Annotated in this window: 11 protein-coding genes; 3 read left to right on the forward strand and 8 right to left on the reverse strand. The window is 56.3% G+C overall.

Going from position 1 to position 16,773, the window contains the following annotated elements; genetic code table 11:
* Positions 1-30: 30 nt before the first annotated feature.
* Both DMP11_RS03200 and DMP11_RS03205 read right to left on the reverse strand, forming a co-directional pair.
* On the reverse strand, positions 31-1,041 hold the full coding sequence (locus tag DMP11_RS03200; RefSeq protein WP_123185070.1) for a YveK family protein: 1,011 nt from the start codon (positions 1,039-1,041) through the stop codon (positions 31-33).
* A gap of 260 nt (positions 1,042-1,301) precedes the next feature.
* The gene (locus DMP11_RS03205; protein WP_148041081.1) at positions 1,302-2,501 is read right to left on the reverse strand and encodes an O-antigen ligase family protein; all 1,200 of its coding nucleotides are present in this window, start codon (positions 2,499-2,501) and stop codon (positions 1,302-1,304) included.
* Positions 2,502-2,725: 224 nt separating this feature from the next.
* On the opposite strand from DMP11_RS03205, the gene DMP11_RS03210 reads away from it, so the two are divergent.
* Positions 2,726-5,251 carry a glycosyltransferase gene (locus DMP11_RS03210; protein ID WP_123185072.1) on the forward strand — a complete coding sequence of 842 codons (2,526 nt, stop codon included), beginning with the start codon at positions 2,726-2,728 and terminating at the stop codon, positions 5,249-5,251.
* A 100-nt stretch (positions 5,252-5,351) separates the two neighbouring features.
* Here DMP11_RS03210 and DMP11_RS03215 read toward each other — a convergent pair whose 3' ends face one another.
* Entirely contained in the window at positions 5,352-7,211 is a 1,860-nt protein-coding gene (locus tag DMP11_RS03215; protein WP_123185073.1) for a CDP-glycerol glycerophosphotransferase family protein, read from the reverse strand.
* Positions 7,212-7,387: 176 nt separating this feature from the next.
* Here DMP11_RS03215 and DMP11_RS03220 point away from each other — a divergent pair, with 176 nt between their 5' ends.
* On the forward strand, positions 7,388-8,770 hold the full coding sequence (locus tag DMP11_RS03220) for a glycosyltransferase family 2 protein (RefSeq protein ID WP_161555275.1): 1,383 nt from the start codon (positions 7,388-7,390) through the stop codon (positions 8,768-8,770).
* Between the two features lie 22 nt (positions 8,771-8,792).
* On the opposite strand, the gene DMP11_RS03225 is transcribed toward DMP11_RS03220, so the two are convergent.
* From DMP11_RS03225 to DMP11_RS03240, 4 genes are all read right to left on the reverse strand, one after another.
* Positions 8,793-10,013, reverse strand: a complete 1,221-nt coding sequence (locus DMP11_RS03225; RefSeq protein WP_123185075.1) for a glycosyltransferase family 2 protein — start codon at positions 10,011-10,013, stop codon at positions 8,793-8,795.
* Between the two features lie 157 nt (positions 10,014-10,170).
* A complete protein-coding gene (locus DMP11_RS03230) occupies positions 10,171-11,850 on the reverse strand; it encodes a CDP-glycerol glycerophosphotransferase family protein (protein WP_123185076.1) in 1,680 nt (559 codons plus the stop codon).
* A gap of 118 nt (positions 11,851-11,968) precedes the next feature.
* Positions 11,969-13,276: a class II D-tagatose-bisphosphate aldolase, non-catalytic subunit gene (locus DMP11_RS03235; RefSeq protein WP_123185077.1), complete on the reverse strand. Its 1,308-nt coding sequence runs from the start codon at positions 13,274-13,276 to the stop codon at positions 11,969-11,971.
* Positions 13,277-13,457: 181 nt separating this feature from the next.
* Positions 13,458-14,660 (reverse strand): alcohol dehydrogenase catalytic domain-containing protein, encoded by a 1,203-nt coding sequence (locus DMP11_RS03240; RefSeq protein ID WP_123185078.1) that lies wholly within the window; start codon positions 14,658-14,660, stop codon positions 13,458-13,460.
* Between the two features lie 87 nt (positions 14,661-14,747).
* Here DMP11_RS03240 and DMP11_RS03245 point away from each other — a divergent pair, with 87 nt between their 5' ends.
* The gene (locus tag DMP11_RS03245) at positions 14,748-15,446 is read left to right on the forward strand and encodes an IspD/TarI family cytidylyltransferase (protein WP_123185079.1); all 699 of its coding nucleotides are present in this window, start codon (positions 14,748-14,750) and stop codon (positions 15,444-15,446) included.
* A gap of 196 nt (positions 15,447-15,642) precedes the next feature.
* Here DMP11_RS03245 and DMP11_RS03250 read toward each other — a convergent pair whose 3' ends face one another.
* On the reverse strand, positions 15,643-16,773 hold the full coding sequence (locus DMP11_RS03250) for a CDP-glycerol glycerophosphotransferase family protein (RefSeq protein ID WP_123185080.1): 1,131 nt from the start codon (positions 16,771-16,773) through the stop codon (positions 15,643-15,645).

Below are 16,773 nucleotides of genomic sequence, written 5' to 3' on the forward strand. Positions count from 1 at the left end.
TCCCGCCTCTTTCGCCAAAATCGCTTGCGACTAAATCAACGCAATCCCAATAACATTGGCACGAGCAAGCTCAAGCTCTTCCAGCGACAGCATCAAGCTCTTGGCGCTGTCCTTCCAACGCGCCACGCACACCAAAGTCGCATCGGCATTCTGGACCTCAAAATAACCCGCAGCATTGGAAGAGAGCGGGGAGACAAAGAGGACTTCTGTGCTATCCCCCGATGCCTTAAATAGCGAAGCAAGCTGCTGCGAAAAAGCTTGCCCCTGCTCGTTTCCGGAAATAACACAGAGCTTTGGCGGAACCCCGCCCAGCGCCGTCAGCACATTAGCGCGAGCTAACTCCACACCTGAAACACCACCGCATCCGTTAACAATCGGATGATTTGTTGCCTCTTCAACATCCCGGCGTGTCTTGATAGGACACTTCACCGAATCAATCATGACCAAGACGAAGACCACGGCAATCAACCCACCGATAAAGCCAAAGACCGCATACTTCACTACGCTGGTGGGGGCCGTATTCAGGGCAGCCGTCGCTGGCGCAACGGTGTAAATACAAGCATCGAGAGCTGCGGCCTTCGAACTCACGGCTTCTTGGCTGGGGGACCCCAAGTCCGTAGAGGAGGCACCTTCATCCCTAAAAACATTTGCCTGCTCGGCAAGCTTCTCCTTCATCAATTCCATCGTAGCACTTGCGGCGCTATTTGCAGCATGCTCGGCTTCACCCGCGCCAGAAGCCGTAGCGGTAAACTTCACGGACTGGGCCTTATCGTCAACTGCAACTTTTACGGCAACGCCGTCATCCTCAAGGGAGATGATGGCGTTTTGCGCTACGGAGCTCAACAAGAGAGTGAGGTTTGTCGCGGAGAGCGAGTCAGTGATGTCGACAACCGAAAGAGAGGCCGACGCTGAATAACTTGCCTCCTTGCTCGCATCGCGCACTACAACAAAGGTCCCACCTAGAAGGGCGCATAACACAGGAACGATTATCACCCATTTAAGATAGTGTCTAAGCAAGAGTATGAAGTCGTTTAGGGTCATTCGAGATTCTCCTCGTCTTTAGGCATAACGCTTTAATTTTAAAGCAAAAGCCGCCACGCGCGTAGTCAGCAACAGAAAACAAGGCAAATAACATGCGGCTAACCACGAGCCCCGATTAGAAACCTCTAGATGGCGAGAATGGCCTCAAGCAACGACGGTAAATCACATTCGCAAGCAAACTCGGCGACATCAACACGCACACCGGGCTTGCTGGAAAATCATTGACTTTAGACGGCGAAAAGAAATCCACAATTGTTGCCCTAGCAACGCCGCCGACAAAACGTGTCGGTTAGACAGCTTCCTCCAGAACGCCCGACTAAGTCCCCAATTGCCCCATTCCTACCCACGCAAAACCCAAGAGCCATAAAAATACATAATGGGACGCACGTAACGTGTTCGGTAACCCCAAGAACAAGAAAAGCCCCTAAGCATGCCGAAACCAATGCGGTTTCGTACTTCTGCCGAGAAAAAAACAGCCCTCTACCAACCACAATGCAAATCGCCAAAGCAAATACTAGACCAATAATGCCGCCATTATACAGAACGTCTAGTATGGCATTGTGCCCCGTCGTAATCCGAGGGTCATAAGACACTATCGGGCTCGGGTTCCCACAGTAGCCAATCAGCAAATGAGCCGGATCGCCCATGAGCCCGAAAATTGCATCCCAAATCTGCACCCGCCCGGAGAAGGATAGGTCTTTGTGAAGGACACCTGCAATAAAGGGCTCGAAAACGAATTGCAGCCTTAGAACTACTATAGATAAAAAAACAATAATGTACGTAGCGGCATATACCCCTATGTTCAGCATTTTTCTCACCGCCCGCTTTTGCACCGCAAGCAGCAAAACAATGAGAAGCACGAAAGCAACTTCGCCAGTAGCCGAAGGGGCAACCCAGCTTTGAGCCAAGCAGAGAGGGACTATCATTACAGTCCTTAAGCTGCAGCGCCGCCCTTGTCCCGCATCAATTAGCACGGAGGATCCAATCGCCGCAACAAAAAAACGGGGAAACCCATTACGATTCCCTAAAAGGCCGGAATACCAGTTGGTGTGCCACATCTTTGTCCCCGACGGGAAAGCCAGCATTCCCACCAAATTAATTAGGAGGTAGCTGACAGATACAATCAAAACGGCCCAAAGGAGCTGCTTTTTGCAGGTTCCGAACAGCGCCCTGACCAGGAGCATTGAGGCAACCATGGGGAGATATGTCCGCGCGCAGACCCAGAGGCTTGCATCCATGAGCAGCGTTGAGAGCATCATGACGAGCCAGTAGGCGATCGCCAGAAGTCCGAACACGTCAATGCGCACTTTCCAAAAGTACAAGGCGAAGCAGATGGCGATGGCGATATACGTGCCCCGCCGAATAACCGGCTTCCAGAACCACGCGTATACCAAGCTGTCGGGAGGACAGAGGAAAAACAGCAGCAGCACAAGCCCTGCGGTTACGAGCGCAAAGCGCATTAGCTGCCTTCGTCTCTCCTGGAGCACTTTCCCGCCTTTCTTGACAAACAAACGAATGATACCAATATCGCCGCCCTCCGAACCCTTTTATGGGCGAATGGGCTAAGCCAGCGCCGAAGGCATTTTGGCATTAACGCAAAATAGGGAAGCCATGGCGTTCACCGCCCAGGGGGCCATTTCATGCTACCCTTTTCACGGCAACTTCATGTCCAGAAAGGGCTCTTATGAGCATTATCCCCAATTCCCTTAAGCGCAAGGCCTCAGCGCTGTTCTCCAAATCCGATGAAGGACCCAAAAAACCCGGCAGTTACCGTCCTCGATATTCCTACCTTGTAGTCTCGGCCGCTTACAACGTGGAAGGCTACCTGAGTGAGTTCTTTCAGAGCCTCTCCAATCAGACCATCCTGAAGGAAAACCTCAAAATCATCGTGGTAGATGATGGGTCGACAGACGACACCGCCAAAGTGGTGCGGAGCTGGGCAGATCAATGCCCTGGGCAAATTGAGCTGCTGCAAAAACACAACGGCGGCCAGGCGTCCGCCAGGAATCTTGGACTAGCGCATCTTGAGGGCGACTGGGTTTGCTTCATTGACCCTGATGACTTTGTTGACCCCGATTATTTTGAAAGGGTCGACAAAGCGCTGTGCAAGCACCCCGACGCACAGCTCATTACCACCAATACGGTATTGTTCAACGAAGACAAGCGGGAGTATTCGGATACCTACTACCTAAAGTGGTGCTTTACAAAAGGCGATACGTTCTACCTATACAACGACGAGGAAATGCCCCCTATCGTTTCCATGGCTAGCTCCCTTTTCAAAGTAAGCGAATTGAAGCGGCAAATGCTCATAGTGAGCGAAGACATCTACCCGAATTTCGAGGATGCGCATTTTGTTAACCGCTACCTCCTCGGCCTACAGAGGGGGGAAGTGGGCTACCTGCAGTCGCCGAAATACTACTATCGGCGTCGTTCTGACAGCTCGTCCACACTGGACCGGTCGCTCACTAACCCGGACAAAATAACCCGGGTGCCTGAAAAGGGGATGCTCGACCTGCTCCAAACGGCTCAGACGATTAAAGGGCGCATTCCCGACAGCCTCAGGTTCACCATCCTTCACGATCTGGGCTCCCTTATCCGTCTATACACAAACCATCCAGAGCGGTCGGGCCAGTTTACATCCGAACAAATTGCCCATGGCACTGCCCTCATCAGGCAACTCATCGAGCTTTGCGGTGCCGATGCGCTCTTCGCAAATCGTAACCGTAATATGGGGTTCGACCTCAAAGCCGGATCCGCTAGCTTTTTCCTGAACCAACTACCGCCCTTCCAGAAGGTGTACCTGCGAAGGGTAGACCTAGAGAAGCGGGTTCTGATCTGCCAAAGCTTTGTCGAGGCCCCATCTATAGAACTTGATGGGATCGCCGAGAAGCCTCTCGCCCAAAAGAGCGCCCCTCGGTCCTTCCTCGAACAGCATTTTTACGACAGTCACACTTTCCACGTACCTTTTCACGCAGAAAGCCAGCAACTTGCGTTCCGGTTTCCCAACGCGTGCCCAGTGACAATAGACGTCAACGGAAAGGCTTTCCCGAACGACACGCCCATCGGCGCTATCATAGGTGAATTTACAAAAAACTGGAGCAGGTGCAAGCCACAAAACGACACCTGGATTGTCATGGACCAGGACGACTACGCCCGGGGCAATGGCGAGCACTTCTACCGATACGTAATGAGCGAACATCCGGAACAGCGCTGCCTGTTCGCCCTCCAGAGCGGCTCTTGCGACTGGAAAAGGCTCCAAGAAGAAGGGTTCTCCCTCGTTGATACGACATCCGAGGAGTTCGAGCAGGAAGCGCGCTTAAGCTCCAGGGTGATAACAAGCAGCATCGACAACAAGGCCCTTTCACGTCTCCCTAAGGAATATCTGTTCTCCAAAGACTATGTATATCTGCAGAACGGAGTGGCAACACGCGATGAATCGGGGCGCCTCAATTCCGAACGGGCCCTCGCCCTCATGCTGACCGCCACCCCGCGCGGATACCATTCGATAACAGACGATGGCAGCAGCTACAATCTCACCAGCCAAGAGGTGCATCTTACCGGCTTTCCATATCAGGATGCGCTCCTTAGGGCGACGTCAGCGGAAAACGCTGGAGCAACCAACAGCGTTCCGGAGATAGTCATCGCCCCCACATGGCAACCCTCCTCCTGCGCGTCTTTCCTTCATCGGTGGCTGAGCGCTCTTGGAAGCGACCGCCTGGCAAAACTGGCGAAACGCGGCGTGCGAATGGCTCTCTGCCTGCCCCAAGACGCGATCAGCGATGGGGGCGCGGAAGGTCTCTCGCTGCCGTCTCACCTCGAACTGGCCACCTATGGCTGCGCTGGACAACTCCGAAATCGCTTGCTGCACTCATCGGCGCTCGTAACCGACGATCCCTCTCTGGCACTGGATGCAGCTTACATTTTTAAGCCTGTTGTCTGCTTTTGTCCCGATGCTTCCGAGGACCTGGCCGTCGCACACCTCGTCGATCAGGGGCGACATGCCCTCGAAAACACCAGGCTTGGAACCGTAGCCACCACCGAAGACCAACTAGCCACCCATATCGAGGCGTTAGAGAAAAACGAGTTTCAAGGATCATCCGAGTATAGAGCCCAAGCGGAAAACGCCTTCGTCTTCCGAGATGGAAAATGCTGCGAACGCGCTTTTGAGGCCATCATGCACATGCATGACAAACCTGCGCCCGCACGGTAGCTTCTATGCCCTAAAAAACGGCCGGAGCCATCCGCTCCGGCCGCAAAGCCTCTCAACACTGTCGGACAAACCCTATAGCCCGATTTGACACCACTTCTCGCTATCCAAGCTCTAAAATGGCGCGATACGCCCTTTCGCAGCAAAGCCCATCGCGATACGGGAACGTTTGGGCCATCCTCGCCCGAAACTCCGGCTCGACTTCGCAGCCATCCGCCTCCCAAGATTCCAAGAGGGCAAACAACTCCTCCTCGCTTCTCGCAATAGGGCCAAACCCGTCCTTTTCGTAGTCGAAGTAGCCCTTGCAAAAATGATAGCCGCTGCCATCATTCTGTCCGCTTTCAAAATGGTAGTAGATGCAGGGCCGCTCGATATAGGCCAGCTCAAAAGCCGCTGACGAGTAGTCCGTGACCAAGAGAGAGGAGTTGGCAAAGATGTCCTGTATCGATTCCCCCGTCATATTGGACGCATACTCCACATAGGAGGGGAAAGAAAACTGGCCCGACTCTATATAGGGCACTAAATTCGCATGAGGGAAGAACACCACGCGAAAACCCTTCTTCGCCAATTTTTCGAGCCTCGGAGAATTCAGGAACGCACTCCACGCCTTAGCAAATTGGGATTCGGAAAAATGATCCAGCAAGTCGCGGGCATTCCCTTTCCCTGAAACCTTCCCCAGAAGATCCTGGCGCCATGTCGGCATTACAAGAATGGTTTTAGGGCCGTTCGGGTTTTCAGCCAGGGCGCTTGCTTTGCGCAAAAGAAGATCATGACGAGGGAACCCGGTGAGCCCAACCTCTTCTGGAAGAAGGCGGTAAGGGCCTCCCTCTTCCACGATAGAGTCGCGCTCCCGTACAGATGCCGCGACCATCAAATCGATCTCTCTTATCGTATTCAACCAGGGTGAAATATCATCCTTGGTCACGCCGTGCTGCAGAAAGACAAATTTCTTCGAGAAAAAGAAGTGGTCCCGGTAATATGAGAACACGTAGGGATCGGCATGGCTGCTTATAATCATCGAGCAGGCACAAGCTTCTCGCTCATACTCCGGCGACCCAAAATCTACCAGATGAAACCCCTCTTTTTTCAGCCTGTCCCAATGAACCGATGTCTTCCTCAAGGCAAAAACGCAGCGCTGCTCGGGGTGGTGATTCATCATGTAGCGATAGAAATGCTCGCCATTGTCATCCGCACACACATCGCGGTCCATAATGAGCCAGGTGTTTTCCTCTTGGGGATACCTGTCCCATTTTGCCGTGAACGCCGAGAGGATGTCGGCCACGGGAACGGCTCCATCGAACTCTTTCCCATCCACGTCAAGTATGACGGCCCTGCCATCGTCCACAGAAAACGATAGTGTCTGTCCGTCCGAGCCATAGGGGACAATGAATTCCTGCGTATAGCAAAAATCCTCCCCCAGCATCCTGCGAATCGATTGCTTTTTAGGCAGCGATTTCATCTCCACGCCGTCGAGCAGCGCGTGCGGCATCTCAACAAAGGCCTGGCAACGCAGCCGTTTCTTCTCCAGATTGACCCTTCTCACGTACACTTTAAGGAAAGGCGGCTGCTTGCCATAAAACTTGTCCAGGATGGCCGCCTTATGGTCAAAGCCCATTTTTTTGTTTAATGGGGAGAAAATAGCCTCTGGATCTATTATGCAAAAAAGGTCGCCCAAGCGGTTCCATATCGCAGCGGCTTCTTGAGACCCGATAGAAAGCGTCCTGTCCTCCCTACCAGCAAAACGATGGATGTAGGGCGCCAAATCAGATAGCACCGCCACTTCGGCACGTCTTCTCTCCTCCTCGTCTCGACCCCCTGAAAGAGCGTCTGCATAAGCATCGAAAGGGATGTTAGAGGGCGACGACAGGTCCTGCTCGCCAAAGGCATATTTCGGTTCCTTTTGGCCTGCCGATCCAAAAGCTCTCTTTATTTTGCGCATCATCCGGGAAAGGGCAGCAGCCATCTCTTCGCCTCCTCAAAGCGCGCCGAAGCGTCGAACAGATTTAGTTTAATTCAATGGCGGCGCATCTCTTCACAAGTTGTCCCGTTTCAGAAAAGACGCATGATGAACAGCATCCACGTGATACCATCGGCCAGAGGCAGCCGCACAATTTGCGCATGCGATTCGGAAGGAGAAGAATGAAAGCCCCGAAGTTCCTGAGGAGGCTGCTGGGGAAGCAGCATTCGGCACCGCGCCCAAGCTCTTATGCCCCTTCTTCATCCTATGCCATTGTGTCTGCCGCCTACAATGTGGCACCGTACCTGGATGAGTTTTTTGGCAGCATAGCCCAGCAGACCATAGACCGTCGATTTCTCTCCGTGGTTGTTGTAGACGACGGCTCCACGGATGAAACAGCTGCCATTTGCGAACGATGGGCCGAGGAACTTCCCGGCCAAGTTACGCTTATCCGTCAAGAAAACGGCGGTCAGGCCGCCGCCCGGAACCACGGCCTTCAGCTCGTGAGCGCCGAATGGGTAACCTTCACGGACCCTGACGATTTCCTTGCGCCGGATTATTTCGAGACGGTGGACCGGGCGATATCGAGGCACCCTGATGCCGTATTTCTTGCCACAAAATTTTTTCCCTACGATGAGAGCACCGGCACAACCACGGCAAAGCACCCCCTCAATTGGCGGTTTACCAACGACGGGGCCTTTTACTCCGTACTTGATGAGTCCATGCCCATGGCCCTCTCCATGGCATCGGGCTTTTTCAAGACAGAACATATCGAAGACGAGTCCCTGAAAGCCTCAACGGAGATTAAACCGGTTTTCGAGGACGCCCACTTCGTAGGCCGCTACCTTGCTTCAGCGAAAAGCGGCACTGCGGGGTTCTTGGGATCGGCAAAATACTATTATCGAAAAAGGGCAGATGAGTCTTCCACGATGGATCATTCATGGGACGGAACCGATCGACTACTCACAGTTCCCCGAATGGGCCACGCGGACTTGCTCAGATACGCCCAAGAGGCCCGAGGAGAAATACCTGCATTCGCTAAGCTTACGGTTCTCTACGACATTGGATGGTATTTCCGCAACCACGTAGACCACCCGGAACTGGGCGACCACTTCACCAGCACCGATATCGCAGAAGGGCGACGCCTCTTAGAGGAAAACCTGCAGGCCATAGGCTACGACATGCTTTTCAGCCCACAAAACAAAGCGATGGGATTTGACCACAAAGCAGCTATCGCTAAAACATTCTTCGGAAAGAACCCCCCGTTTCAGAAGGCTTACCTCATAGCCTCTGACACTGAGAACTGTCGCCTAACGTTCAGGACTTTCGTGTCCGCACCCGCAGTCTTCGTGGACGAGCAGCGCGTAGACCCCGCATTGGACACCCTTCAACGGTTTTTCTGGGGCGAGCCCTTTTACTGCCGCTACACATTGGAAATCCCCTACCAATCGACCAGTAGCCGGGTTCGCTTCGATTTCGGAGACAGGTTGCCGGTTCAAATAGACACAAAGGGAACCGTGCTTCCCAATGGGTCCACCGTTGCGGAGTTCCTGGCGCACATGTAATCCAAAACGGTGGCGGGCCCCGTTATCGGTCCACCACCCTCATCGGGTCAACTTCTATCTCCAGGCAATGGCCCGCAAAGCGCGGGTGCCAGTAAGCACGACCGTCTTCCTCGCGCACGTCTTCCGCCAAAACATCGTAGCGGTCGAACCCGTACTCTTGAGTAACGCCAATGGCAGCTGCAAGCTCGGAGAAATACGGTTCGTCACCAAGTTGCATGGCCTTAGCGAGCAGCCTCATCGAGGACGGAAGATAGCCGATGCCCTCCGCGTCGAGATAAGGTGCCGAAGCGTCTTTCAATCGCCCGAAATTGGCTCGACGCTCGTTGGCATCCTCGCACAGCCCCACCGCCTTCGCGGCACCCATCCAGGAATAACGAAACACTCGCTGCATAATGCGGTCGCCGCGGAGCACTTTCTCCATATCGGCGTATCGTTCTAGAAGCCCCATCAACCCAACGAAAACCTTGAGGTCGCGCTCGAAATCAGAGGGACTGAGGGCTATCAGATTCGCACCGTCGTCACGAGTGGTAACGTAATAGTAGCCATAATCGGCAGCGATAGAATGGCTGGCAACGCGAAGCAGCGCCTCCTCGACGAACAGGTCGTCCTCTCGAAGGCTAAGCGATGGGTCGAAGCGGATTCCCTGCTTCCGAATGGGCCTTGCGCGAAAAAGCTTGTAGCAGGTGAGGCTGTCGCATACGGGATCGGAATAGATATCCGCGTGCGGAATGCTTCCTTTTCGGAAAGGTGCCCGCGCAATGGGGCGTCCATCAGGCGTCGCCAGTTTCACCAACAACACATCGGAACGCCACTCCTCAGCGTGCTTCACCATCCTCCTGAACGCGTCTTCGCCAAAATAATCATCGGCATCGCAGAAGAAGATGTGTTTGCCTTTCGACTGTTCGATGCCCATGTTGCGGGGAATCGACGGGCCTCCAGTGCGGCCGCACTCCACCACGCGGAAAAGGGCGGGATGCTGAGCAGCTACCTCTTTGGCATACTCCAGGCTGCCATCAGTGGAGCCGTCGTCCATCACCAGCACCTCAACCTCCGAAAGGTCGTACGTCTGCTCCAGGATGCTGGCCACCGTTTTCTTGAAATAAGGCATGGCATTGTACAGGGGTATCACCACGGTCAGCATCTTGCGGCCGGAAAGGCGGCGGCCAGCGCGGCAGGCGACGCGCTTGGCCTTGCGCACGGCACGGCGGCAGAAATCCTGCGGGCTTTTGAAGTTTTTGGCCATGTTCCCCTCTTTGGTCGGTGCGCGCCTTCGAGCACGCGGCTAGATGAAGGCGGGCGCTTGCCTTTGCAGCAAAGTGCATCGTTGCTGCTGATTTAGGCAGAGATAGAATCTCTGCCCTACGAAAAGCGTGGCAACGGACCCTTTTGGACCACAGCGCCTAGTCCATCGCGCTCTTGTCGCCCAGCAGCAAGTAGTCGATCACGCGGTCACTTGCCAGCTTCTCGCCTTCGCTGTTGCGGTCCACCAGCATAGGCGACAGCTGCTGCGTTTCCGGATGCAGCACCATTTCCGTAAGCCGCCGCACCAACTCGTGCGAGTTCATGCATACAGCCCCTGGCGCCACATCCGCCACCGGGCGGTGGATACCACGCGTAGCAGCGTAATAGTCCAAGTCATAAGGGAAGAATACTACAGGCCGCCCCAAAAGCAAGTAATCATAGAAGCAACTGGAGTAGTCGGTCACCAACACGTCAGTCTTGTAGTAGAGGCGGTTGACGTCTCCCCCGCTGGCATCCATCATCACATCGGCATACTGCCCCGGGATAGGTACCGGCTCCTCGATGAACCGGTGCATCTTGAACAGCACCACGCTGTTGGTGTCGTAACAGAATTGCGCCAGCACATCGAAGTCCAGTTGATCGAACTGGTAATGGGCGCTCTTTTGGTCTTTGCCCCGGTATGTGGGGGCAAACAGCACCACATGCTTGCCGGCCGCCTGCGGGAACTTCTCTTCAAACTCCCTCTCGGCCGCAGCGCGCACATCATCGTCCAGGAAATGCTCCAAACGCGGCATACCAGTAGGCAGCATGCAGCTCTCAGGAATGCCGAACACCTCAGCGTAAATCTCCCTCAGATGGCTGTTGCCCACCAGCGCGTGGGTGTACTTGCGATGCCCGGCCGCATATGGGTTAGGGCTGCCGCTAATCCCGAAACGCCCAAATCCCACCAGTTTGAAACCATAGCCCGCGTGCCATACTTGGGTGATCTCCACCTCCGGCGGGAAGTTTATGCTGTTCAAAATGGGAGTGTAGTCTTCCACGAAAATGAAATCCGCTCGCGCCATCTTCTTCAGCACGCTTACGGTGTCGGCCACTTTCGCCGCGCCCTCTTGCTTGAAGATGTTACGGAAGCTGTATTCCACAGTGAATTGGCCCTCCAGCCCCCGCTCCTTCAGACGCTGGTTGATAGCCGCCAAGTTGCCCATCATGCGTTCGTTGTTCTCAGACATGAACAGCACGTGCTTGCCGTCCTTTTTCGCGCTGGTGCGAAAAACGTGATAGAGGGCGTTCATGGCTCCGAACACCAGCTTCTTTTTGGAGAATGCCATACCGGGCTTCGGATTCTTCTTGAAGTATTCCACCCGCAGCTCAAGCCGCGGCGGCAAAGCATCATCCTGCGGCACGGCAAACTGCACGGCGTACATTTCGCCCTTGCCGAAGTAGAATGACCGGTTCAAATCCTCTAGCTTGCTCATCACCTTCGGCCCCACGCGCAATTGAGCCAGCTGCTCCGCCTCGTCCAATTGCCAAATGCCGCTGGGCAACAGCCCGCGCTCTTCCCCATTGGCGAAGTTGATTTTGTAAGCAACACGGCCCTCGGGCACGTTCTCCCGGAAGCCTTCTACCGTGCCCGCAGCAAGGGGGCGCACCAGCTGCCGCTTGTTGCAGAACAGCACCGGCTGCACGCCATCGGCATTTGCCAACACCAACAACATATGAGTGCGATGCCAAACGATGTCCTCGATGACCGCAGGGCTCATAGGGCGCTCGGTTGCGGGAACCTCGCTAAAGGGCTTGGGAGCCGGCATGACGGTAGGGTCTTGTTGGGAGATCTGCATTGGTTCTTCCTGGATTGGTTGCGTACACTGTCGATAGCCCGATGTCCCTTGTTGGGTAGGCAGAGATAGAATCTCCGCCCTACGAAATCGGCGAATCGGCCGCGCGGGGCTGGGGCTGCTACATCTCGCCGTTGTTGCGGGTGGCGTACAGGTAGTCGTCTATGCGGTCGCCAATGCGGTCGAGCAAAATATCCTCAGCGTTATTGGGCAGCTCGCCGGCGCGAATACGATAGTACTGGGTGGGCAGGTACTGGCTGAGCATACACAGCGGGATCACGCCATCGGACAAGTTGGCCAACAGCGTTTCGCATGCCGCCGCCACCGCCGGCTCCGGCAAGTAATAGCGACTGCGATCGAAGAAGCTATAGGCACGGCTGATGGCCTGGTCGTTCGCGGAACCCTTGTAGTAGTCCTCCCAGTGTTTAGGATTATCCACCATGGCATCTTCCAGCGTTTTGCGGAAGTACGACCGCTTCTCCGGCTGGTCGGCGTACACGCGCTGCTCAATGCCCTCCAAGCTGAACAGTCCCTCTCGCAGGGCGAAGGTAAAGGCGGGCCCCACCTTCAGAATGGCACAGCCGTCCTGACACATTTGGGCCAGGTTCTTTTCGGTTTGATAATCGGTGGAATGGCCCTCTATGGCCATGTTGGTACCATACATGTAGTCGCACAGCTCCGCTGCGGCCTCATGGCTGTACTCGTCTAGCGTGCGCTCATGGAACTCCACGCCCATCTCCACCACAAAGCCCACCACACGGTCGAAGGCGTCCAGGATTCCGCGGTCGTCGAAGGTCTTGCGGTAGGCCGCCAGTGCCTGCTTGCAGTCCTCAACAGCGGTAACGCCCATCTCCTCGCAATCGCTGGCACCGCCGGGGATGGGCACTTCGCTGCCCAGGATGTACACCGGCGGCTCAGCTTCCGGGTGCTGCGCCCGGTACTGGGCGAACGCCTCTTCCGCCGCTTCACAGAGCAGGGCGCCGCGGCGGGCGCACACGGCCACGTCCAGTGGGGCATTGGGGTCGTCGTCCCCCACCCGCATCGAGGTATCTAGATGAATCTTGGTGTAGCCGGCCAGCACACAGGCGCGCACCAGGTCGGCCGCGTGGGGCATGGCCTCCGCTTCGGGCAAATTGCACCAGGGCAACGGGCCCAGATGGTCGCCGCCCAGCATATAGCGGCTGCGATCAAGCCCTTCCTCAGCCGCCAGTTTCGCCACAAAATCGGCGAAATCCTGCGGGGTCATACCAGTGTAGCCCCCCAACTGGTTCACCTGGTTGGAAGTGGACTCGATAAGACAGAGGGTCTTCGTCTGCTTCGCCTTGCGGAGCACCGCTTTCACCACGTAGGCATTGGCGGAGCAGCAGGAATAGATGCCCACCGGGCGACCCGCTTTATTGCGCTGCACAATCTGCTTTATTGGATGCATGAGAGGGGGCCTCCTGTTTCTCTTGCGTGTTTCGGGCGATTTTACCGCAACAGACTTTTCTCCCCGCCGCCCAAGGCACGAATCTACGCAAGAGACACCTTTGCCCCGTTAAAACACTGTAGGGTAAAAGCACAGGAGCCATCAGCAATAGGCGCCCTCCGAAACCGGGGCTCACGGCCCCTTAAGCCTCGATGAGCACCTTGCCGGATGCTTTGTTTTGGGAGCCTGGGGCAAAGCGGGCGAAGGCTTCGGCGGCCTCGGCGAGGGGGTACACCGTGTCCACCATGGCCTCTGTCACCTTCATGGCGCCAACGGCGAACAGCCGTGCCGCCAGCGGCCATTCCTCCCCCGGCCAGGGCGCCGAGTACGACATCCACGAACCGGTAAGGAACAGCTCCTTGCGGTTGATATCCTCCCAGAGTCGAGGACTGAACACCATGTCTTCCTTGGGAGTTCCCACCATGCACACGCGGCCATGGTTGGCGGCCAGCTCCAGGCTACGGGGCATGGCCGCCGCGTTGCCTGTCGCATCGAATACGAAATCGAAGCCAATGGGAGCGTAGGCCTCCTTCGCAGCCGTAATCCAATCGTCCCCGCTGGTAAGCGCCACCTGGCGCACCCCTGCTTCTTGCGCCACCTCCAGAGGGGCTTCTCGGCGCCCCAGTAGCACCACACGGGCTCCCGCCGCCTGCAACGCCTGGGCCAGGAAGATGCCGATGGTGCCGCTACCCACCACGGCCGCGGTGCTGCCGGCATACGCGGCAAACCAGGCGTATGCATGGGGGCTTTCGCAATCCTCAGGGGAGCTGTTGCCGACGGCAGAGATGAATCTCTGCCCTACGAATTTCTCTTGCAGCTTTTCGGGTTGGTTGTCCTCCTCCGCACCTGCAGCATCACCGCACCCCCACTGCAGCCGTCCCAACAGACGCAGGGCATGCAGGGCCACCGTAGCCGGCTCGAAAAACGCCCCGTTCAGGTACGACACATCATCCGGCAGCGGAAACACGTTCTGAGCCGGAGCAGCCACATATTCCGCGAAGGCGCCAGGACGCCTGCTGCCAATAAAGCTGTAGTGTTTGCACAACGAGAAATCGCCCGCCGCGCAATCGTCGCACTCGTGGCAAGGCACCAGCGGCACACCGGCCACCCGCTGCCCCATCAGAGCGGCATCAACACCGTCGCCCACTTCCACCACTTCACCGGAAAACTCGTGGCCCAGCACAATGGGGTATGAATGGGCCGTCCCCATCCAAACCCGCGGCACGTCAGATCCGCATACGCCGCAATAGGCCACCCGCACCAGCACCTCGCCGGGCGCCGGCGCCGGACACGCCATTTCGCAGGTTTCTACCACTTCCGGCCTTTGCACAACTGCAGCTTTCATGGACAACGCTCCTTTCGCTTGACGCCATTCTATCGCAAGGGCCAAATTCGCTAAAATAGCCGGAGTGCTTCCAAGGAAGGGATTTCCATGAATTACGTTCTGCTGATGATGGGCGGCTCTGGCACGCGGTTCGGCGCTGACCGACCCAAGCAGTTTATCGAAGTGGAGGGCCAGCCGGTCTTCTCCTACATAATGGATAAGTACGATCGCTTCACCCAGGTGGACGGCATTGTGCTGGTGTGCCACGAAAGCTGGGTGGACTACGCGGACGAATGGGCGAAGAAGCTGCGCGTCGCGAATTATCTAGGCACGGTGGCCGGCGGCTCAACCCGTTCGGAATCAGTGCGCAATGGCCTGGCCCATCTGCGCCTTTTGGCCAACGATGACGACATCGTGCTCATCCATGATGCCACCCATCCCTACCTGGACGAAGGGGCCACGGCATTGGCCATCGAGGCCACCCGCAAAAACGGCGCCGCCACCTTGGGGCAGAAGCAGTATGACACCGTTTATCGCACCGATGCAGAGGGCAACCTCACAGAGGTGGTGCCGCGGGAGGAAATTGTTTCCGGCGCCTCCCCCGAGCTGTTCCGCTTCGGGCCCCTCTATCGCATCTACACCGAAACCCCCGAAGAGGAGCTGGCCCTGTTCACCAGCGCTGGCGCGCTTGCGCTGGCCAACGGCATTCCCATGAAGGTGATTCCCACCGACCTGGTGAACCTGAAAATCACCTATCGCCACGACATGGAATTGTTCCAACGGCTGTTCCACGGTTACTACTTTTAGCCGTCGCTTGGGACGACTCGGCTTCTCCAGGCCGAAGCAGCCGAGTCGTTTTTTTCGTAGGGCCGAGATTCTATCTCTGCCTAATCCGGCAGCTCGTGAGTGGCTACAGCTTTAGGCCGAGATAGAATCTCGGCCCTACGAAAATAGCCTCTGATCTCGTAAAACACAGCACGAACGACAGGCCGTCTTCAGGCCCCTAAAGCAGGGCGATGACGGCATCGCAACAGGTGCCGCTTTCGGGCATGCGCACATTGCGGGCCACAAATGCACGGAAAGCATCGTGGTTATAGCCCTCGCAGTCGCCATCGAGGTACTCGTCCATGACGGCCGCAATCTCTTGCGGATCCTTGGTGAAAACCGACGGCACCTCCCGCTGCAAATCCAAGTTGTGCGTGCGTTTTTCCTGGTAGCTGTCCCAGTCGTAAGCGTACAACAGCACGGGCACGTCCAGCAGCCCCGCCTCATACATCACACTGGAGTAATCCGTCACCACCACGTCCGCCGCGAACAGCGCATCAAACGTAGGGATGAGGCACTGCACGATGCGCGGGTCTTCGCAATCCACTCCCCCCACGGGATGCTTGGCGTACACGAACTCCCACCGATTGAGGTCGATGGCGTCTACTAGCCCTTGCACGGCTTCCTGCGCATGGGGCCCCGGATCCTTCCGAAAGGTCGGCGCGTACACTGCAACCTTCTTCCGCGATCCTGCCAGGCCAAGCCACTCCCGTGCGCGCTTTCGCCGCACGTCCCGTTCTTCGAGATTTGCCAACACATCGGCGCGCGGCTGGGGAATCTCCCGAATTACGGCCGGATCGCACCGGAACCCCTCAAGGTAGTCGCGCTCGAAGCTGCGCGAGGAAATGAGGATATCGGTGTAACCACGGTGCATGTGGCATACTTCGGCCAAATCGGCGCTCTCCCCTTCCGGCGTTCCCAGAATGGCATAGCCGAATTTTTTCATGCTGCCCAGCGCATGCCAGAGTTGTACCACTTTCAGGGTGGGGCGGTGCGTTAGGCCATTTACCATCAAGCAGGAGCGGTCCAGGAAAACCGCCTCCGATGTGGCCAGATGCCACATCTGCACGAACATATGGGGCACGTAGGCCACCAGGTTGTCCATGGGCTTGCACAGGTTCACAATCTCGTGCTCGGGCTTCTTTTGCCGCAGCGCCTCCTGCAGAATCTCGAAATCCACCGTGGGCGTGTCCTGCAGCTTGGTGATGAAGGTGTAGCGCTTTTTCACCGGTGCCAGCTTCATGAGCGCGTAAACCCCGCCCATCGCCGCCAGTCCCGCCTTGAGCCCAAGAAGTTTCACCTTGCCCAT

Origin of the sequence: Parvibacter caecicola (assembly GCF_003725335.1) — a bacterium.
GTDB lineage: Bacteria > Actinomycetota > Coriobacteriia > Coriobacteriales > Eggerthellaceae > Parvibacter > Parvibacter caecicola.